This is a genomic window from Rhodobacteraceae bacterium IMCC1335 (assembly GCA_039640495.1).
Classification (GTDB): domain Bacteria; phylum Pseudomonadota; class Alphaproteobacteria; order Rhodobacterales; family Rhodobacteraceae; genus Thalassovivens.
In genome coordinates, this window is sequence record CP046864.1 from 2,294,419 (window position 1) to 2,311,381 (window position 16,963).

Consider the following 16,963-nt stretch of genomic DNA (forward strand, 5'->3'; position numbering starts at 1 on the left):
GTCCGACGTGTCCTTGCTTTTTAAGAAATCCAAGCCCAATCTTTTAAATTTGAGAGCCGATTAATTCGCTCCTGCGAAAGCTTGTTGTCTTTGTATGATTGCCGCTGTGTTGAAATCCAAGCGCCTAATTTGAACCCCTCGTGAGACGTGGACTGAGGTACATTCGCTGTTTCATGTTCTTCCACATAATTGAGAAGTAAATTGTAGGCATGCTCCCACTGCTGTTGAAAGGGATCTAAGTTTATTCCCATCTCTGTCAAAAAATCTAACTCGTGGCTTGGAAGCGGCTTTTTTCTATTTTTAGATCTTAATTTTGCGATTTTTCTTCCAATAGCGTAGCCCTTATGGATGGTTTCACTCTTCAAAACGCTAACGTTATTGGTCGAAAGGAAATCTCTTAATACAGCGCGCCATTTGTCTTGCTCATCCTTACGCTTTGTCCAGCTCCAATTGGGAATTCTTTCAATAGCTAATATTTGTTTTTCCGTAAGACGCTTTGGAGCCACAGACCGACCAGATCGCCCTCTTTTCCCGCTATACCAATTAAAAGATGTTATTAAACTCTGCTGAAATTGCGCAAGATTTCTAGTTTCGGAATATCTTTCGGTTACTTTAATTTGGACCCGTAAACTACGAGATGGCGAAGAGTATGGATTTTTTAGATGCCAGCGTCGCAGAGCTTTATATTGCTCCAACCACCAAAATTGGCCCAAATTCCATTTAAATTTTAATTCTTTTTCGAGATATACAACCCATTTTTTTTCAAGAGTGCCAGAATTGTAAGCCTGCCTAAAACTTTTTGCCACTGCACCAAGCTTTTCGCCGCCTGGGGCAATATATCGATCCTTTATAATTGCATGACCTTCAAGATCATAAAAACGTTTGATCGCACGAATGTTTTGCTCTCTTTGAAAATCAAATAAAGACCAAACCCAGCCAACTGATCGCAGTTCATCTAACGCTTTAAATCGAGCTGTTTCTAAGTTTTGACTTTTATACCTCACACGTTGGGTATCGCACCAGATTCCTAGCTTAAAACCTTGTTCAGTCACATACTTAGAAGGAACTTTAGCATCTCCCTTACTTTCTATATATTTTTCAAGTAACCCAAACCAAAAATACCAAGAATGGGTCGTAGCGTCGACTAATTCAGCCCTAAGAGCTGCGGCAAAATCAGGGGTTATTTCCAGCGGTACATCAATTACTACTTTGTCGATGTGATCAATATTTTTATTTACTTTTCGGCCGGTAGCCAACCTTAGTTGATCAAGAGTATTAGCGAGAATTTCATCATGCGCTCGCAACGCCTTCAGCACATCCCAAACCGGCTTAAAGTTGCTGGCATCTATAACTGTATCTGGGTCGTCGCCTGCTTCTAAGAAAACTGGCAGCACGATTGTACCCTTCGCTTTGTTGTCGCTTTTGCGAATAGCTCGACCTACTGCTTGAATAATGTCAACTTGGCTCCCTTTTGGATCAACAAAGGCAATCCCATCAAGTGAAGGTACATCAACACCCTCTGACAGGCAGCGCGCATTAGTTAGCAAGCCTACGTCAAAACCATCCAGCCCTTTTAGGTTGTTGATTAAATCGCGCCTTTTTCCGGCTGACATAGTTCCATCAACATGTTCTGACCAAATCTTTCCGGAAGGCCTTTGCTCGACCTCGATAATCTCTGAGACTTGCTCTACCTCCTGAGCAAAATCTTTCGCGCGTGGAATACTTCCGTGAAACGAAATCACTCGTTTCAAATCATAATCTTTGATTGCCTTCAGGACCGCTATCTTGGCGGCCAAGGTGCGCGCGTCAGTAGTGTGATCTTTACCTGTGGAAATTATTTCACCATCGGCAATCCAATCTCGCACCATAGGCTCATCGACACCAACCACGACCACTTGGTAATCCGTGAGCATATCCATCTCGATGGCTTGCCCAAATGTGAGCTTATGTAAAACGGGACCAAATTTACTTTCGTCATCCATTCCGATGATTTCGACGCCCCTGCCCTCAGCAGCGCTTTTGATGGATTTTCCGTAATAACGTGGGGTGGCGGTCGTAAATAATCTCTTCTTTGCTTTTATTTTATCATGATGAAGGACCGTCGCGAAGCCAGCGTCTGATTTGCCAGCGCATCTATGGGCCTCATCACAAACGACTAAATCAAACGCCGGAATTTCAGCATCTCTTTGCGCTTCTTCAATAAGCTCTGAGCTTTGATAAGTACAAAAAATAACCTTGGGAGTTGTGGAAGTCATAAAGGACTTAATTTCCTCAACTTGCCATGTGACCCTACCGACTTCTGAAGTGGAAATATCTTCATCGCCCTTCTTAGATTTACCCACAGTAGGATCAGAGCAGACTGCTAATGCCTCAAATCGTTCACTGGCACCCCAAACCCACTCACGCATGGTCTGCGAGAGCAGGCTAAGGGAGGGAAGTAAAACAAGCACTGTGTTCGCTCTTAAACGCTCTTTAATCCATAGCGTTGTGAATGTTTTTCCTGTCCCGCACGCCATAATCAACTGACCGCGGTCGTTTTCTATTAGTCCTTTTTCAACATCTGCAATTGCTTTGGCTTGATGTTTTCGCGGTTCAGCTTTTGGTTTTAAGGAAGCTTTGCTCAATTCAGAGATATGACTGGGGTAGTTGAAATTTATACTTTCAAAATAGTGGCGGTCGCGAATTACAACTTGCTTTTCCTGCCCTTGAATAACTTCCTTGGAAGTCCTTTCGTTAAGCCGATTGGTCGACATCATCAAAATGCGATCTTCGATCTCACTTCGATTGCTGTCAGCTAAGAAATTTGTGACTTCATCATATGGAACAGTATTGTGAGCTGCGTAGCACTTTGCCTGTATTGCACAGTAGGTATCGCGGCCTTTGTATTTAGCAATTAAATCGATGCCCTTGTCGTGCGACCACTTGTTTGGCCACTGGTCCCAGAGCCAGACTTTTTCAAACTGGTCTTTATATTCCGGAGCGGTTTCCAAAAAGTGTTTACAGAAAAGCTCAAAAGCTTTTCCGTCATTTCCATCTGCGATTATGGAATTTATAAATTCGTTAAATGAGGCCATGTGAAGATATCACAAAGATATCTTTAAAAGGTCAATCTGATTGTTAGAAACGATGTTCGACTTACGTGAGGTAAGCTAGTATTTTAAAACCCTATCCAGCAGCGTTCAGATCATCTGGCCCGAGCAGTATACTTTTTACAGTATTTCTGTACGTGGGGCCGCCAGCTAAAACTTATTACTTTTCCTGTATTATCTATCACCAAAGAGGATTGCAGTGCGCCTTCAACAAATTTGATTGAGATACTTTTGTTCGAAACTTTCTTGAAGTTTACTCTCTTTGCTGCCCTATCCTTCCATTTTATCCTAAAGCTACCAATTCCATTTGAACGATTATAAACAACATTGTTTAGTCTTGCTGGCTTTGCTTTGGAAAGGTTGACCGCATTACTGCATGAAAGTGTGTAACTTTGAAAAAATGATCTCAACACAATTGATTTAGGACAAGCTCCTTCTTTTGCATTGGATAGTGCATTCAAAAAGGCTTCCGAAATAAGATCCTTTTGTGATGTTGGTAAACCTACTCTACTAGCGAATAAGACAGCAGCAGCGTTAGTCCTATGTCCCCAAATACCATCTGCTACGCCTGCAGAACAACCAATTTCGTTCAGTCTTTCCTGAATTGATGTAATTAATTCTTCTGCAGAGTAGTCAGGCCGCGCAGGTTCTTTAGCGGCAGCATCTATCTTCTCGGCGATGTATCCGGAGATTGAGGATTGAGTGGCTTGATTTAGGGTAAACTCTTTTGAATTAAGCTGGTCGGTTTCTTCATCATTAAACCAGTACATTTGACGATCCTCAAACATACGTTCAAGTACAAATCTGGGCGTATTAAACTCATTTAGAAATCCAATTATTTCGGAAACCGTGAACTGAGATTGTGCTTGAGTCTTACCGGCCAATTCTTTCTTTGAAGCATCAGGAGAAGCAAATTGGTGAACTCCCAATTTACCGTGGTTCAACCGCTCATTTCCCCCGAAAAACATGAAAGAACAAGCAGATGCGCATACTCCCTTTGGTGGGACGTAAACTCTTAGTTTCTTATCGAAAATAATTCCAGCCATGCTTAGGCCAGCCCAGACACTGCCGCCTGGACTAGCCAAAACAATAGTATCTATTTCATGATTTCGCAGCGCTTTTCTCAGCTCAAAGTCATCACCATTATTAATTAAAGACATAAAAAACAGAGCGTTGGGAATTTTGGAATTATATATAAAGCTGCCGTACCTGCGCTCTTCGGCAAAGGCAACGCCAGTGTAAATAACGAGTAATAAAGCGAACAGACCGCTTTTCAGAAAACTTAGATTCTTCATGCTGTAAACCAAACACATAGGTCTCAGATCATCAAGCATCACAGTGCCTGCGTTCAAGCCAGATTAATGCCACAAATTTTCAAATGGCCCGTACGCCAATCAAAACAGGTGATACATTTTAATCTGTTAAGAAAACGCGGACGGAGACACAGCGCCTTCTGGAATTAGGCAATAATGCTCAATAAATGCGCATATTTTTTCGCCCCGTGTCATGTTGATATTATCTTTCGTGGCGTAATATTTGACAGAAACGGATCAATCCTTTTCGATAGCGGTAGCCATAACTAGGGAGAGGAAAATGTCAGATATTATGAACATTGTAGCGGATCGTGATCGACGTCAGCGGAATGGAGCCACGAGGGGGCGAGACTTATACTGGGGATTTACGATCGCAATATTCAGCAATTTAGTTACGCTATTTATCATTTCGCAGGGTGGAGATTTACCTTCACTAGCAATTTCCGTAATGGTCTTGGCGACGTTTATTTTTGTCATGATCAATTCTTTTGATTGCATGGATGACCTTAAGGCAAACGCTGATGATATGGATGCAGAGGAAGCTGCTTCAAACTTTGGAGCAAAGTTCCTTAAAGCACCTTGGGGCATGTTTAAGACTGTTGTAACTATTTTATTCGGAGCTACCGCACTTACACAGCTTGATGCCATTTGGGGCATCTTTTGATTAATGAACGGGCTGAGCGATCAGCGCCTCAACACCAACATCCCTTAAAACAGTAAAAGGAGAAAATTATGACCGCCGAAGAAGTAGTGATGTCCGCTTATGCAGCCTTTGGCGCGGGTGATATGGATGCTTTAGCCAAACTAAATCATCCAGAATGTACTTACACCATGCATGCTCAGCATGCTTTGTCGGGAACTTACCACGGATTTCCTGCATTTCTTGAAGGTGTTTTAAGTAAGCTTAATGATGCATGGCCGGGATTTATGCCCAACATTGATAAAGTTGTCGCCAATGAAACCGATGTTGTTGTGTTTTGTAGTTGTACTGCAGATGGCGGTTTAAGCGGCAAGGCCGTCCATCATTTCGTCGTCAAAGATGAGTTGCAATTCAGTTTTGATATTTATTGGGACAGTGAGTATTGGGCGCAGCATTGTAAGATTTAAATTCAATTTAATGAGCGGGCTGAGCGATCAGCCCCTCAACACCAGCATCCTTCAAAGCCGCTCTAGCCTCGCCCTAAACCTTAGTCGATCCATTGATCGTGCGCGGATCAGAGGTCATTTGGTTCGGCATTACGAAGTTCATTCGTAAGCATCTCAAATTCAAGATGCACTTAAACGAAGCGGTGCTGAAAAATAATAAGCCTTCGTGAGCGAGATAATAAAAGCGCATCAATGACCAGACTATCCACCATACCACAGCACCAACTCAACATCACCTGCGGCATCTGTAAACGTCATACGCTTCTAGAGGTGGCAAACCTGATTGCTGTAGTAGGCGGCGACGCCACAGCCCATCAGGTACGTCAGAGAGCCAGATGCAACAACTGCGGCGTGAAGGGTAACAATACTTATCAGATAGTTTATCGATGTACCGACAAAAATAAGAATTAAAGATTACTGCGCTACCCCATTCGTTGCTGGAGGTGGTACATTACCACTACTTTTATAGATGGAGAGTTTTTTGCATGTCAGATAATGAAAAGCAGGCGCTCAGAAATTCAATGGCAGGTAAAAAAGTATCCGAAATGACCACACAAGAACGTGAGCTTTTTGATCAAGAGTTTCAGTATGGACTGAACGATAAGCCTCAAATAAAGAGCGGCGCTTTAAAATCTGAACAACCCTCAAAGCCTAAAGATCTAACGATGGGCTTTCTCAGCCGCATGAATTTAATCGTCAAAAAGTAATGACAACCACCCCTACCGCAGAAAATAACGCGCCGACGCACAGGCGCGCCCGCGTGCCAAACTTTTGATGTACCGTCAACAAAAGGGGGGACTAAAGGGGGGACAAATTTCATCAATAAAAACTAACGTGTTGATATGTAATATTTTTATGATGAAATATGGTGCCCCCACACGGTCAACAAATATCGCCGTTTCACCCATATAAAACAGGGGTCATGTGGACCACGAAAAGGGGTTATAAGCCCCTAAACAAATCAATGACTTACAATGAGGGTGGACCACGCTTGAAAACGCATTTCAGCGGATTGCAAATCCAGATGTATGCACAATCTAATCAGGCACTTAGTGTGTCTCAGTTATCAGGACAAACACTGAACAAGCCATGAACCTGATAACCGCTATTTTGACCGATTGTCCCACGTCACAACATCGAACAGAAACTGCGGTGAAACCCGCTGCGAATTGGACAGGCCAAGCGCAGCTGCACATATCTCGGAACAAAACCAGCGTGATTCATCGTGACGCCCAAGGGCGAAAACCTGCGACAGCAGAATACCCTTGTAATCATACTGCTCGCCGATGCGGTCATGGATGAACTGGGCAGGCTTGGCAGGATCGATCCGAAGTTCGACTAAATCCCAATTTTCCGGTCTAAGCAGGATGCGCTTGGCGCGAACGCCACCATCCCGACCCGATGAAGACAAGCACCGCGCAATGTCGCCATGCAACGCAGCGCCCGCAATCAATTCAACATGGCTATAGCGCCCACGGGTTGCAAACCGAATGGCCACATCCTGCAACCGCTGCCAGCGCGTCTTGCCACGCCCTTTGTAGAAAGCAAGCGTGATCATTCGACCATACCCGCCGCAGCAGCATCAGCGCGTTGCTGGTCGTACCAACCCGCACATCGCACCGTGCGGGCGTTCTGGCGCGATAACGCTTCATCTGCTTTCAGGACTGCCACATCCAGCCTGTCACCTTGCTGAATGCCGCTGCGGGATATCTGGCGACAATCAGCAGGTAATTCCGGCCAGACATCAGCTGCGCGGGCCTCACCAACGGCCTGTGCTGCGGCGTCGATGCGGCTCAGATCAGTTTGACCGCAAGCGGCCAATAAGATCGGAATCAACAACGCCATCAGGATTGATTCCAGTCTCATGCTCGAACACCTCCAATTCAGCAGCGAAGCGAAGGGCTTCACCCTCTGCCACCTGCACCTTTTCCTGAAGAACGCGATTGGCCTCTCTCGCAGAAGCCATCCGGCGGCGCAGGGCTTCCAACTCGGCTTGTGTCGCCGTCAATTCGAACTGCTGCACAAAACCTTCCCGCGCCGTGTTGATGGCCTGCCGCTTGTCATAAACGTGCCAGCCCCACAGCAGGGCGCACAGCACCACGGCCAGACCGCCGCGACTGGACAACAACCGCCCGCCGTAACGTAAGGCCAGCGCCATCATTCGCCTTCACCCCATGTGGACCCAAGGTTGGTCTGGGTGCTGACCCACTCCATGCCATGAGCCAAGGCCAGATTGGCGATGACCATGGGAAAAGCCAGCGACAGGATAGACTGGGTGCCATCCATAGGAACGCCTGCGGCCTCTTTCGCAGCCATCCAGCCGAAGGCACCACACCACAGCAGGAACACGGCCCATGCCTGTTCCCGCTTGCCCGATCTGCCGCCAATCATATAGCGGCCAAAGAATTTCAGCATGTCACGCCTCGTTTGTGGTGGTCTGGACGCCCGCTGCGCTCACCTGAAGGCGCTTGCCGGACAGTGGAAAATCGCTGGGCCAACGCGCGGTCAGTAGCCGCGACTTAGCGATGCGCGACACCGTCACAGCGTTCGATTGATTGCCGCCCAAACAATGGAAGTGGGTGGCATCTTCACCGTGATAGAACCCCACATGCCCCTTCCAGCCGGACTTGCTACCGCGCCAGAAGGTCAGAACCGAACCGAACTGCGGATCGCAACGCTGGCCGAACTTGCCCCAGTTACGCGCGCCAAGTGGGTTTTCCGGGATGTCGATGCCGAGCTTCCATTGCCGGAAACAGGTGGCAACAAATGCGCCGCACCACGGCACGTCGCGTGGATCGATCCAACTGACAGATTTATCGAACCAGCCGCGCAACTGGCCAAGGTCACGGGCCTCATGCAACCCCCGAACACGCGCCGCTTCAGCCATCCATGGCAGATCAGCAGGCTTGCCGCCCTTCTGGACCTGTGCGCCCATCAGGGCTTCATAGGTCAGCGGACCAATGTAGGGGCGCGGACGCAAGCCCACGCTGCGCTTGAACGCGATGACCGCCGCATCAGTTTTGGGGCCGCGCACCCCGTCAATCGAACCGGGATTGAACCCAAGGTCTTTCAGCCGTTTCTGGACGGCGAACCAGTCAATCGTCATGGAAATTTCCAAAGAAAAGGCCCGCACGATGGCGGGCCGGTTAAGGTTCAAAATGTGAGGTGATCAGTGATCGGGCGGCGGGGAATGGAGCACCGCTAGACGGACGGCAACAGCGCCAAGGGTTACAGTTAAAACGGTACGCCCAGCCAATTCAGCATAGGGCACTAACCACCGCAGATCAGAAACGCTGAGAATCATCATTGAGGCCAGCACCGTCATTGCCAGCAGACTGTACCCCGTGGCGATGGCACGTTTGAAAGGTTGACGGCCGCCAGAATTCTGATGCGCCAGCCACCAACACACGATGACCAGCGCCGATGACACGATGTTATCAGCAACCAAGAGGATGTTCATTTCTTCACCATCAGACTGTCTTGCATGGCCTTCACGGCCAATTCGCCGCCTGACCCCATCAAGAAACCTGCGGCCAAATAGGACAACAGCCCCGCGCCGGTCATCGCGTCGATAACATGGGCCAGAACACCGCCAAGAAAAATGGCAGACAATGCACCACTGATCCCCTGCACAATGCGGCGCTTCCATTGTTCTTCAGGGGCCAGCACAGTCCGGAAAAACGCCCCACCAATGCCAGAAAAGGCCAGCAGGGTCATTTGCTCTTTCATATTGGCAAACAGCGCCGCCAAACTTGTCTGATCTTCCATTTTTCCACTCAACTCCATTTCAGTGGGTATATTTGTTCACCGCCGGTTTGTTTTGTTATCCATCCGCCTGAGCCGACTTCGGTTCAGGCTTTGACTTGCGCCGCGCTGATCTGCGCAATGGCCGCGTCGGCTTCCGCATAGAGAGCCTGACCCACCAGGAGCATTTCATCCAACGTCTCAGCCGCCTTGAACGCTGCGCGGGCTTTCGTGCGGATCGCGCTTGCCACGCCGATCAACTGTTCAAACGCTGCCGCACGGGCAAGGATGGCATGGGCCAGCTCTTCCGCCGAAATGCCACGCTGCGCAGCCTCGAACCCCACCATCGCAGCCTGCGCATCATACGCAGTGCCAGCCAACAGCGCACGGGCGGCATTGGCCTTGGGTGCCCACGTGTCGCGCTCCTCGATGGTCGCATTGCCTGTCAGCTGGCGTAATTGCCTAGCATGGATCTGATCCACCTCCGCAAGCGCGTTCATACGACTGCGCTCAAGGTCAACAAACCAGACGCCTTCGCCTGCCAGCACCGCCACAAAGTCAGGATAGTCAGGTGGCGGGGTATCAATGCTGTAACGTGGACGCATTACCCCGCCGCTCTTAGGGTCAGTGCGGCATTCCTGAGGGCCAATCGGGCGGCGGGTCTTTGGGTCGAATTTGTAAACGGTCTGCATAGCCGCCTCCTTAGTATTTGATGTAATAGGAATAGCCCTCCGGTGCGCCGAGGGCGGCGCTGTCCGGGAGCGGGTAAATGGTCTGCATTGGTGGGCTCGGAACTTCGAGAGCGACAGGGTAAACACTCAAGGCGTTCGCAGAACCCACGGAACCAGTGCGCCAGAGTATCGCATAAGGGGAGCTAACCCTCCCCGAATCGGTGGCCGTCATCCAGTGATAGAGTTTCCACCCTGCGGGCCAAGCAGCGGGCGTAGCTGGCGTAGCATATGCGTCCCAAACAGCCAAAAGGTCCGTGTAGGTAGTATTGTTTACCGTAGGGTCGGCTGTAGCAGTTGGCGTGGTTGCGCCGCCGCTGTATGTCCTACCAAGCAAAGGCACGATGACCTCGACCCCGTTGATTGTTCCGCTCCGGTTTGCGAGGGTTTCATCTATTGGTGTGCCGCCATTGATAAGAACGGCTAAGTCTGCAAACCGCACACCCTCGTCAGATGCACCATTCTTACCCTTATCGTAAGCGTAGTAGGTATAATCTTGACCGCCCCACTTAACCGTTACAGGCAAGATCAGTTGACCGTTCAATCCAAGATCAATGACGCTCGCAGGACCAAGTTCAGAAAACCCTAACGCGGCCAGATCAGGGTACAGGGTCTCATCATATGTTGACCCATCACATTCCAGAAACCCCGGAAATGACTGCTCCGCCTTTGCCAGAACCATGAAGCCAGCTTGCATCTCAAGGCTTGCCAGCCATTCCGCTTCTGTCCCCTGAAAGCCGTTTGCAACGGCAATCTCATAAGCACTAGCCCCATCAAGGCCATCCGTGCCTGTTGCTCCCGGCAAGCCGCCAAGAGATGGTTGCCCCAGTAAAACCGCATTAGTCATATGTCACATCCTTCTGAACCGTGATCTTGATCACATCCGACGAAAACACGCTGTTGTCTTTCGCGTATTCGATTTGCGCGTCATAGGTTTTCGCGTCCCATTCAGCGGTTTGCGAGGCAGGCAGGTGCAGCACCATTCCACCCCAATCTTCGCTCTCCACACGCACATCCAGATCGGCGATCTTCGTGCCGCCCTCTCGCATATGCCCGCGCACCGACCAGCCCGCCAAATCCATGGCGCGAAGGGAAACCACATCTCCCGCGCGATTTTTCAGGAACGCCGCCTCATCGGCAGTGTTTCCTGCCGCGATCCAAGTGGCATAGTCGGCCCAATAGCCATCTATGCCGCCAGACCCGCCAGCCTCCGCCCAAATCTCCGCATTGCTTTTTGGTTCAAGCACAGGGAAGCGAAAAGCGTAGCTGTCTCCTGCCTTTATTGTGATAGAGAATGACATTGACTTAGACCTTCATGATATAGCAGAGCGCGTAATACGGTGGCAGAACCCCGAACGGCTGACCGCTGCCTGTGGAAGCGGTGTCGCCTGTCACACCGTGGTTGTGTCCATCTGCACTGTTGAGATTAAGTGCGTGACTGTGAGTTCCACCACTCGGCACGGTATCGCTTGATCCATAAAGATCTGTTCTGCCAACTGCATACCCATCAGCCGAATATGAATTGGCAACATTAATAATTGAGCCAGAAAGCAAGATTGGCCTATCCAGCACGTGATTGTGGTTCCCTGCTGCAGAAATAGTCCCAGTGTGTGAATGTTCGCCCGCTTGCGAAGCGCTAAGGGTTCCGGCCCCATGGCTATGAGGCGGCAGATTCGCCATGCTCAGTGTGATTTCATCCGATCCGCCTGTTGCCCCCGGCGCATAATCACCACCCGCGCCAATTAGGAACCGGCCCCGCAGATCAGGCGTTCCGTTCTGACCGTCACACAGCGACCACCCGACCGGAATGTTTGCAACTGAACCGTGCCACATGATGATCCCACCGGGTGGCGTTCCGATCTGGCCTGCAAGGCTCTCATTCAGACTGAACAGCGCAATATCGGTGGTGCCATCGAAATACATTAACTGGTCCGGCGATCCCTCGCGCGTCCACGTCATGCCCCGTTCCGCATAGGGCGGGCGCGTCGGCCCGATATGCCCCGAATGGATTGCTGACATGGACAGGTTGAAATCATCAACCAATTGCAGGCCGCTTGTTTGCCCACCTATGTCTCGATCATATTGACTCACGCTTGTCTCCTTACCCCATGCGACCGAAACCAACCGCCTGCCAATCAAAGCTGGCCGCGATGTCATTTCCGTCCTTATCTGTGAATTTCTGATGGAACCCCGAACGGGTCACAGCGCTTTGCACCGAAACCGCGCCTGTAGGCAGGCCCTGACCATTTACAAAAATGGCAGGGATTTCCTTGAACGGCGGATCGAAACTGATTGAAACACCACCTGATGGGCAATTTACATCCCGCGCGGAAAGGTTCCTATCCGGCATGTCAATCTGCACATCCGCGCGATCAACGCGCACCCCAACATTCGGGTCAGTTGAGACCAGCCGCAACTTAAACTGATAGCCCCGCGCAACATATTCCCCAATCCGCAGGGGCTTCCAGTCCGACCAGACCGCAGAAGGCGAAGCCGGATCATCCGAAGTGGTGCGGACGGATATTTCCACCCAAGCCAAATTGCTATCTGCATCGACACCCGACAGGCTTTGCACTGAGGCCAGTGAGGACCAGTTGCCGATCAGATTGTCAGATCGATAGCCGTAGGCTTGCAGCGTGAACGTCAAACGCGAGGTGTAGACCTCGCCAAGATCAACCTCTTGGGCAAAGGCATAGTCCGCCTCAGCACCCCCTTGCAGACCACTTTCCGGCAGTTTGAGTGACACGACATCAGCAACCAGCCCCGCGCCCTTTGATCCTGTATAATCCGGTCCCTCAGAGACCAATAGAACAGCGTTGTAATAGGCCAGCGGATCAATATCGCTTTCAACCACACGGGCATCGACACTTGCCTGCCCGAAAATCGACACGGCCTTGATCAGGTAGCGTCCTTTCAAAGCTGGTGCGACTAATGAGCCGCCGCGCACTTGGGTTTCTACATCAACTGCGCGATCCCATCCGCCATCAAGCCCATCTGCCAAGAACCGGACATGGTAGTGGCTCACCAGAACTTCAAGCAGCGCCGTCCATGTCAGGAATGCTTGCTGCTCCACCACGTTGATAGCGAACCCCTCAACCGCGCTAGGCACAGTCAGCGCCGCGCTGCGATAGATTGTTTCAACAGCCGGGGCGGAAAGTCGCCCCTGACGATCCTTAGCGTAAATACTCAGGGCATATGTGCCCACCTCAGTCAGGACCACCTCAGCGACAGTCCCGGTGAATTCAAAACGTTCAATCTCATTGCCCGATTTGTCGCGCAGAACAGTCAGATTTGAGGCAACCAAGAACCGATCCTCTGGCGCAATTTCGACCTCCGCGACCACACGCGCAGGATCAGCCCGCACGGTAATGTCAGTGCCGATGATGCGTGGCGCAACCGGATCAAGGCTTTCGCGAGGGGTTATCTTCGTCAACAACGGCACATATTCTGGAATGTACCCTTGATCTGCCAACAAAACCGCTGGTGCTGCCGGAACGCCAGTTAGTGTTGCCTTCATGTCTCCTTGGTGCGTGATCGACTTAATCAGCACTTCCATGCCTTCTTGCGTCATTTCCTCAACGCTGACCAAATCACCAACGCGCAGATCGTAACCCTCAACCACATCACTTACTGTCCAGCGACCGTCATAGCTTGTTGGCGGTGCTGAACGGAATACCATGTCGTCACCTCCTTGCAGGCGTAGGCATATCCGATAATCTGAACCAGCTAACGTCATCAACTCGTCAAGAACGAACGCGGCCAAAGTGCCGTCCCCATTCGTTTCAAACTGTGTAATGCGACCTGCACCCACGCCGATCAGTGGCACGTCATGGATCAGCCGCACCTTGTCGCCCATATTGACCCGCAAGTGGTCTAGATCGCACTGCCAGCTAAATTCCTCGGGCCTCAAGATGGCTTGCGCGAGGTGATAACGCCCTAGACGCCATGCATTGCCGCCTGTAGCCTCAGCCTTTGCCAAGACAACGCCGCGAAGTTCCAGCGTTTCAAACTCTGTGGCCGTGGTTGCGTCATAGCCATCGGCATACACTGTGATTTCATCTTGCTGCCATTCCAGACGTTCTGACAAACAGCGCACACGGAATCCATGGATGACCTTTGGAAACTGGATCGATCCGGTGAACCCCCACGAATTACGTGGGCTGAACTGCTGCACAATAGGGCCAACACCGCCGTCGCGGATGACGGAATATTTCAAATCCCGCAACGTGCGCCGGGCGCGACCCGTGGCACAGATTAAATCCAGAACCTCAGCGACAGTGGTGGATTGATCGATCACCGCGTCACAGGTCCAGTGCGGCTCTTGCTGCGCCCAATCGCGCAAATCATCCAACTGGATGCGCAGATCCTCAATTGGCTTACTCAGCATCGGCCCCATTAACGCGCGCGCGTAAATCCAAGCGGGATGGCGCACGGGTTGGGGCGCACTCCACGAAGCGCCATCCCAAACAGGGGCCATTTGATGCGCCACAGCATTTAGTGTCTCAATCTGGCCGTTTAACTGATCACTGGCTTTGATACGCACCGCGATTTCTGCAATGTCGCTATGGCTTGGCAATGCCCCCGCCTGGACAGAACGGATCGCAGACAGGAATGCATCATCGCGCACTGTGGTTTCGTCGCTGTCAGCACTCAGGCGCGTCACCTCGATATCGTACTCACCCTCATCTGGCAAAGCGATGGTTTTGGTGTAGCGCAGAGACGCCGTTGAGCGGCCTGTATGCGTTTCCGTACTCGCATCGATCCAGTCAACCGCCCCCACCTTGCGGTAGCGATATTTAACCTCTACCGAATGATCTTGCTTGGCATTGCTGCCATCAAACTTGACCAACCCCTGATAGGTAACATCAACCGAGACCGACACTGCCCGATCCCGCGTGGCGCGCACCACTGCCGTATCTTGGGTCAGCTTTACGGAATAGGTATCCTCTGCAATGTCATCGGGATAAAGTGACAACGCCGCATCGCCCGTCCGCCACGCTGTGACTAAATCAGCTAATTCAGGCATATGCGCCAGCGTTTCTGTCTGATCGACATTCAGAAACTCAATCTCAACGCCTTCAAATTCGGTGATAGGTGTTGTGCCAATATTCAGAGTTTCCAACGCCACTGGCCCATAGCCAAATGTGTAGCGACCCCGAAAGTGGATGTTGTCGCCTTCGCCCTCAGTATAGCCACGCGCGGTCTTAGGCGGGTAGATCAAATGGCGACCTAAAACTGTGGGGTAAACCCCATATCGGTTTTCTGCATTCCCTGAACCCGTGATGGAAAAATTGGGATCATCTTGCTTGGCAGCGTTAGGCGTAGAGGGCGGCGGGATCAGCGCATTGATGAGAAGTGCACCAACAATTGTCACAGCCGCATAGGTCAACGCATAGCCCAATGATGTCGCCGCAAAACCAAATAGCGTTCCCGCCACGTAACCAGCAGCAGAAGGCAGCAAAGCCCCCAACAGTAATGCAGCAGCCGGACCCTGCACCCTTGGCGTCACCAATACATGTGCGCCAGCGCGTGGGCGGACCTTGTGCCAGTCACTCATTGGAACAACCGAAGAATTCAGCCCGCGACTGACTGTAACCTGCACGTCCATCAAAAACCGTGGATCGATCTCAGCACCGCGCACGATTTCAGCGATGGTGACGCCCTCTGGCATCGGGCCAAGTAACGCGCCATCGTTTTTGAACGGATGGTTGTAGGCGGCAAGATCAAAGCATTCAGGCAGCATACGCATAGACCCCTTCCAGCCTGTCACCCCAAGAGGGTGATTTAAAATCTTCAATCACAACTTCGCCCGTGTCCTGACTGGTGTGCAGCATCAGCCGTCCATCCAGTGCGTAGCCCACATGCAAGGGCATACCGCGCACTTCAAACAGCAACGCATCGCCCTCACTGGCCTCACGCACGGGCGTCCAATCGGATTTAGCCGCAGCCGCCAGTTTTAGCCGCGCTGCCACACCTGCCAAGCACAATGGATCAAAGATCACACGCCCATGCCGGACCCGCTGCAACGCAACAAACAGCCCAAGGCAGTCATAGCTATCCGGCCCCCTGCCAAGTTCTGCATAGGGGATGCCAATCCAATCATCCGTCCACATGTCAGAACAACGCTGGCGTATTTTTGGGATTCATAATCAGGTGTCCAAACTGTGTTTCTAAGATCGGCTCAACACCAAGTGTCCCGCTGATTTGTTGGGCGTCATATTGGGCCGCCCGCATTTCCAACTCAAATGGGCCAACCTCGATATGATCAGGACTGGATGCCAGAACCCACACAATCCGAGCAGCGACAGCCCCCGAAACCGTGCGAAGTGCCTCAACCAGCCGCCGATCCACATTGTCAGCGATCCAGTTCAGCACTGGTACACCCTCAGCCTCTTCATCAGGCAAATCCATTTGAAAAGCCAACGGCTCATACACATCGTCCTGATGCGTGACAGGCTCCCAGTTAGGAACAATGCAGATCGCATCATCCCATCCTGCCTGCGTCAACTTCACCAACGGCAAAACAACTTCGCCAGAGCTTTCCGCATGGGCCGCTGTCAGCATCTGAGTGCTGAGTGTCGTCCTCATGGCAAGAGTTCCAAAGAAACCGTGAGCCGATAAGCATTCTTGCCAATCGGCACAATCTGCCAAGGCTCATCGCCACCGACAAACCTAAATTTGCCCACCACATCCGTTATTGGATGTTCCATTTCAAAAGCCAATGCGCCAGAAGCTATGTCGTTCTCAAAAAAATTCTCAAACCCATACAATGTGGCCACACTCAAAGGCTCGAAAATCAAGGCAACTGGACGTGGCGCGGCAGTGAAGCGTTTACGTTGCTTTGCTGGTCCCGCATCCATGTCCGTGCGTAATACAGCACCTATCGGTGCGCCAATGCTGATCTGATCATAGATCGGCGCAGCCATAAATACAGGCCAACTGG

20 protein-coding genes are annotated in these 16,963 nt (G+C 50.9%); 3 read left to right on the top strand and 17 right to left on the bottom strand.

Annotated elements, in window-relative coordinates:
• Nucleotides 1-20 precede the first annotated feature (20 nt).
• Both GN241_10930 and GN241_10935 read right to left on the bottom strand, forming a co-directional pair.
• Complete coding sequence (locus tag GN241_10930) at nt 21-3,074, bottom strand: DUF2075 domain-containing protein (GenBank protein XAT57827.1); 3,054 nt, start codon at nt 3,072-3,074, stop codon at nt 21-23.
• A 110-nt stretch (nt 3,075-3,184) separates the two neighbouring features.
• On the bottom strand, nt 3,185-4,423 hold the full coding sequence (locus GN241_10935) for a hypothetical protein (GenBank protein ID XAT57828.1): 1,239 nt from the start codon (nt 4,421-4,423) through the stop codon (nt 3,185-3,187).
• Between the two features lie 259 nt (nt 4,424-4,682).
• On the opposite strand from GN241_10935, the gene GN241_10940 reads away from it, so the two are divergent.
• The 3 genes from GN241_10940 (at nt 4,683) to GN241_10950 (ending at nt 6,255) form a co-directional block, all read left to right on the top strand.
• Nucleotides 4,683-5,066: a hypothetical protein gene (locus GN241_10940; GenBank protein XAT57829.1), complete on the top strand. Its 384-nt coding sequence runs from the start codon at nt 4,683-4,685 to the stop codon at nt 5,064-5,066.
• Between the two features lie 68 nt (nt 5,067-5,134).
• Nucleotides 5,135-5,509, top strand: coding sequence for a hypothetical protein (locus tag GN241_10945; protein ID XAT57830.1), 375 nt, complete (start codon nt 5,135-5,137; stop codon nt 5,507-5,509).
• Nucleotides 5,510-6,033: 524 nt separating this feature from the next.
• Entirely contained in the window at nt 6,034-6,255 is a 222-nt protein-coding gene (locus tag GN241_10950) for a hypothetical protein (GenBank protein ID XAT57831.1), read from the top strand.
• Nucleotides 6,256-6,653: 398 nt separating this feature from the next.
• Here GN241_10950 and GN241_10955 read toward each other — a convergent pair whose 3' ends face one another.
• The 15 genes from GN241_10955 to GN241_11025 form a co-directional block, all read right to left on the bottom strand.
• Nucleotides 6,654-7,106 carry a hypothetical protein gene (locus tag GN241_10955; GenBank protein XAT57832.1) on the bottom strand — a complete coding sequence of 151 codons (453 nt, stop codon included), beginning with the start codon at nt 7,104-7,106 and terminating at the stop codon, nt 6,654-6,656.
• The gene (locus GN241_10960; GenBank protein ID XAT57833.1) at nt 7,103-7,414 is read right to left on the bottom strand and encodes a hypothetical protein; all 312 of its coding nucleotides are present in this window, start codon (nt 7,412-7,414) and stop codon (nt 7,103-7,105) included. Before GN241_10960 ends, GN241_10955 begins: the two co-directional genes overlap by 4 nt.
• Nucleotides 7,347-7,709 (bottom strand): hypothetical protein, encoded by a 363-nt coding sequence (locus tag GN241_10965; protein XAT57834.1) that lies wholly within the window; start codon nt 7,707-7,709, stop codon nt 7,347-7,349. Before GN241_10965 ends, GN241_10960 begins: the two co-directional genes overlap by 68 nt.
• Nucleotides 7,706-7,963: a hypothetical protein gene (locus GN241_10970; GenBank protein XAT57835.1), complete on the bottom strand. Its 258-nt coding sequence runs from the start codon at nt 7,961-7,963 to the stop codon at nt 7,706-7,708. Before GN241_10970 ends, GN241_10965 begins: the two co-directional genes overlap by 4 nt.
• A gap of 1 nt (nt 7,964) precedes the next feature.
• Complete coding sequence (locus GN241_10975; protein XAT57836.1) at nt 7,965-8,654, bottom strand: TIGR02594 family protein; 690 nt, start codon at nt 8,652-8,654, stop codon at nt 7,965-7,967.
• Nucleotides 8,655-8,717: 63 nt separating this feature from the next.
• Complete coding sequence (locus GN241_10980) at nt 8,718-9,008, bottom strand: hypothetical protein (protein ID XAT57837.1); 291 nt, start codon at nt 9,006-9,008, stop codon at nt 8,718-8,720.
• A complete protein-coding gene (locus GN241_10985; GenBank protein ID XAT57838.1) occupies nt 9,005-9,316 on the bottom strand; it encodes a hypothetical protein in 312 nt (103 codons plus the stop codon). The genes GN241_10980 and GN241_10985 overlap by 4 nt, the downstream gene beginning before the upstream one ends.
• A gap of 83 nt (nt 9,317-9,399) precedes the next feature.
• Nucleotides 9,400-9,897 (bottom strand): hypothetical protein, encoded by a 498-nt coding sequence (locus GN241_10990; GenBank protein ID XAT57839.1) that lies wholly within the window; start codon nt 9,895-9,897, stop codon nt 9,400-9,402.
• A 97-nt stretch (nt 9,898-9,994) separates the two neighbouring features.
• Nucleotides 9,995-10,867 (bottom strand): hypothetical protein, encoded by an 873-nt coding sequence (locus GN241_10995; GenBank protein ID XAT57840.1) that lies wholly within the window; start codon nt 10,865-10,867, stop codon nt 9,995-9,997.
• On the bottom strand, nt 10,860-11,321 hold the full coding sequence (locus GN241_11000) for a hypothetical protein (protein ID XAT57841.1): 462 nt from the start codon (nt 11,319-11,321) through the stop codon (nt 10,860-10,862). The genes GN241_10995 and GN241_11000 overlap by 8 nt, the downstream gene beginning before the upstream one ends.
• A 4-nt stretch (nt 11,322-11,325) precedes the next feature.
• Nucleotides 11,326-12,111, bottom strand: a complete 786-nt coding sequence (locus GN241_11005) for a hypothetical protein (protein XAT57842.1) — start codon at nt 12,109-12,111, stop codon at nt 11,326-11,328.
• Between the two features lie 10 nt (nt 12,112-12,121).
• Entirely contained in the window at nt 12,122-15,769 is a 3,648-nt protein-coding gene (locus GN241_11010; GenBank protein ID XAT57843.1) for a hypothetical protein, read from the bottom strand.
• A complete protein-coding gene (locus tag GN241_11015) occupies nt 15,753-16,133 on the bottom strand; it encodes a peptidoglycan endopeptidase (protein XAT57844.1) in 381 nt (126 codons plus the stop codon). Before GN241_11015 ends, GN241_11010 begins: the two co-directional genes overlap by 17 nt.
• Before the next feature lies 1 nt (nt 16,134).
• A complete protein-coding gene (locus GN241_11020; protein XAT57845.1) occupies nt 16,135-16,608 on the bottom strand; it encodes a DUF1833 domain-containing protein in 474 nt (157 codons plus the stop codon).
• Nucleotides 16,605-16,946: a hypothetical protein gene (locus tag GN241_11025; GenBank protein ID XAT57846.1), complete on the bottom strand. Its 342-nt coding sequence runs from the start codon at nt 16,944-16,946 to the stop codon at nt 16,605-16,607. The genes GN241_11020 and GN241_11025 overlap by 4 nt, the downstream gene beginning before the upstream one ends.
• Between the last annotated feature and the right edge of the window lie 17 nt (nt 16,947-16,963).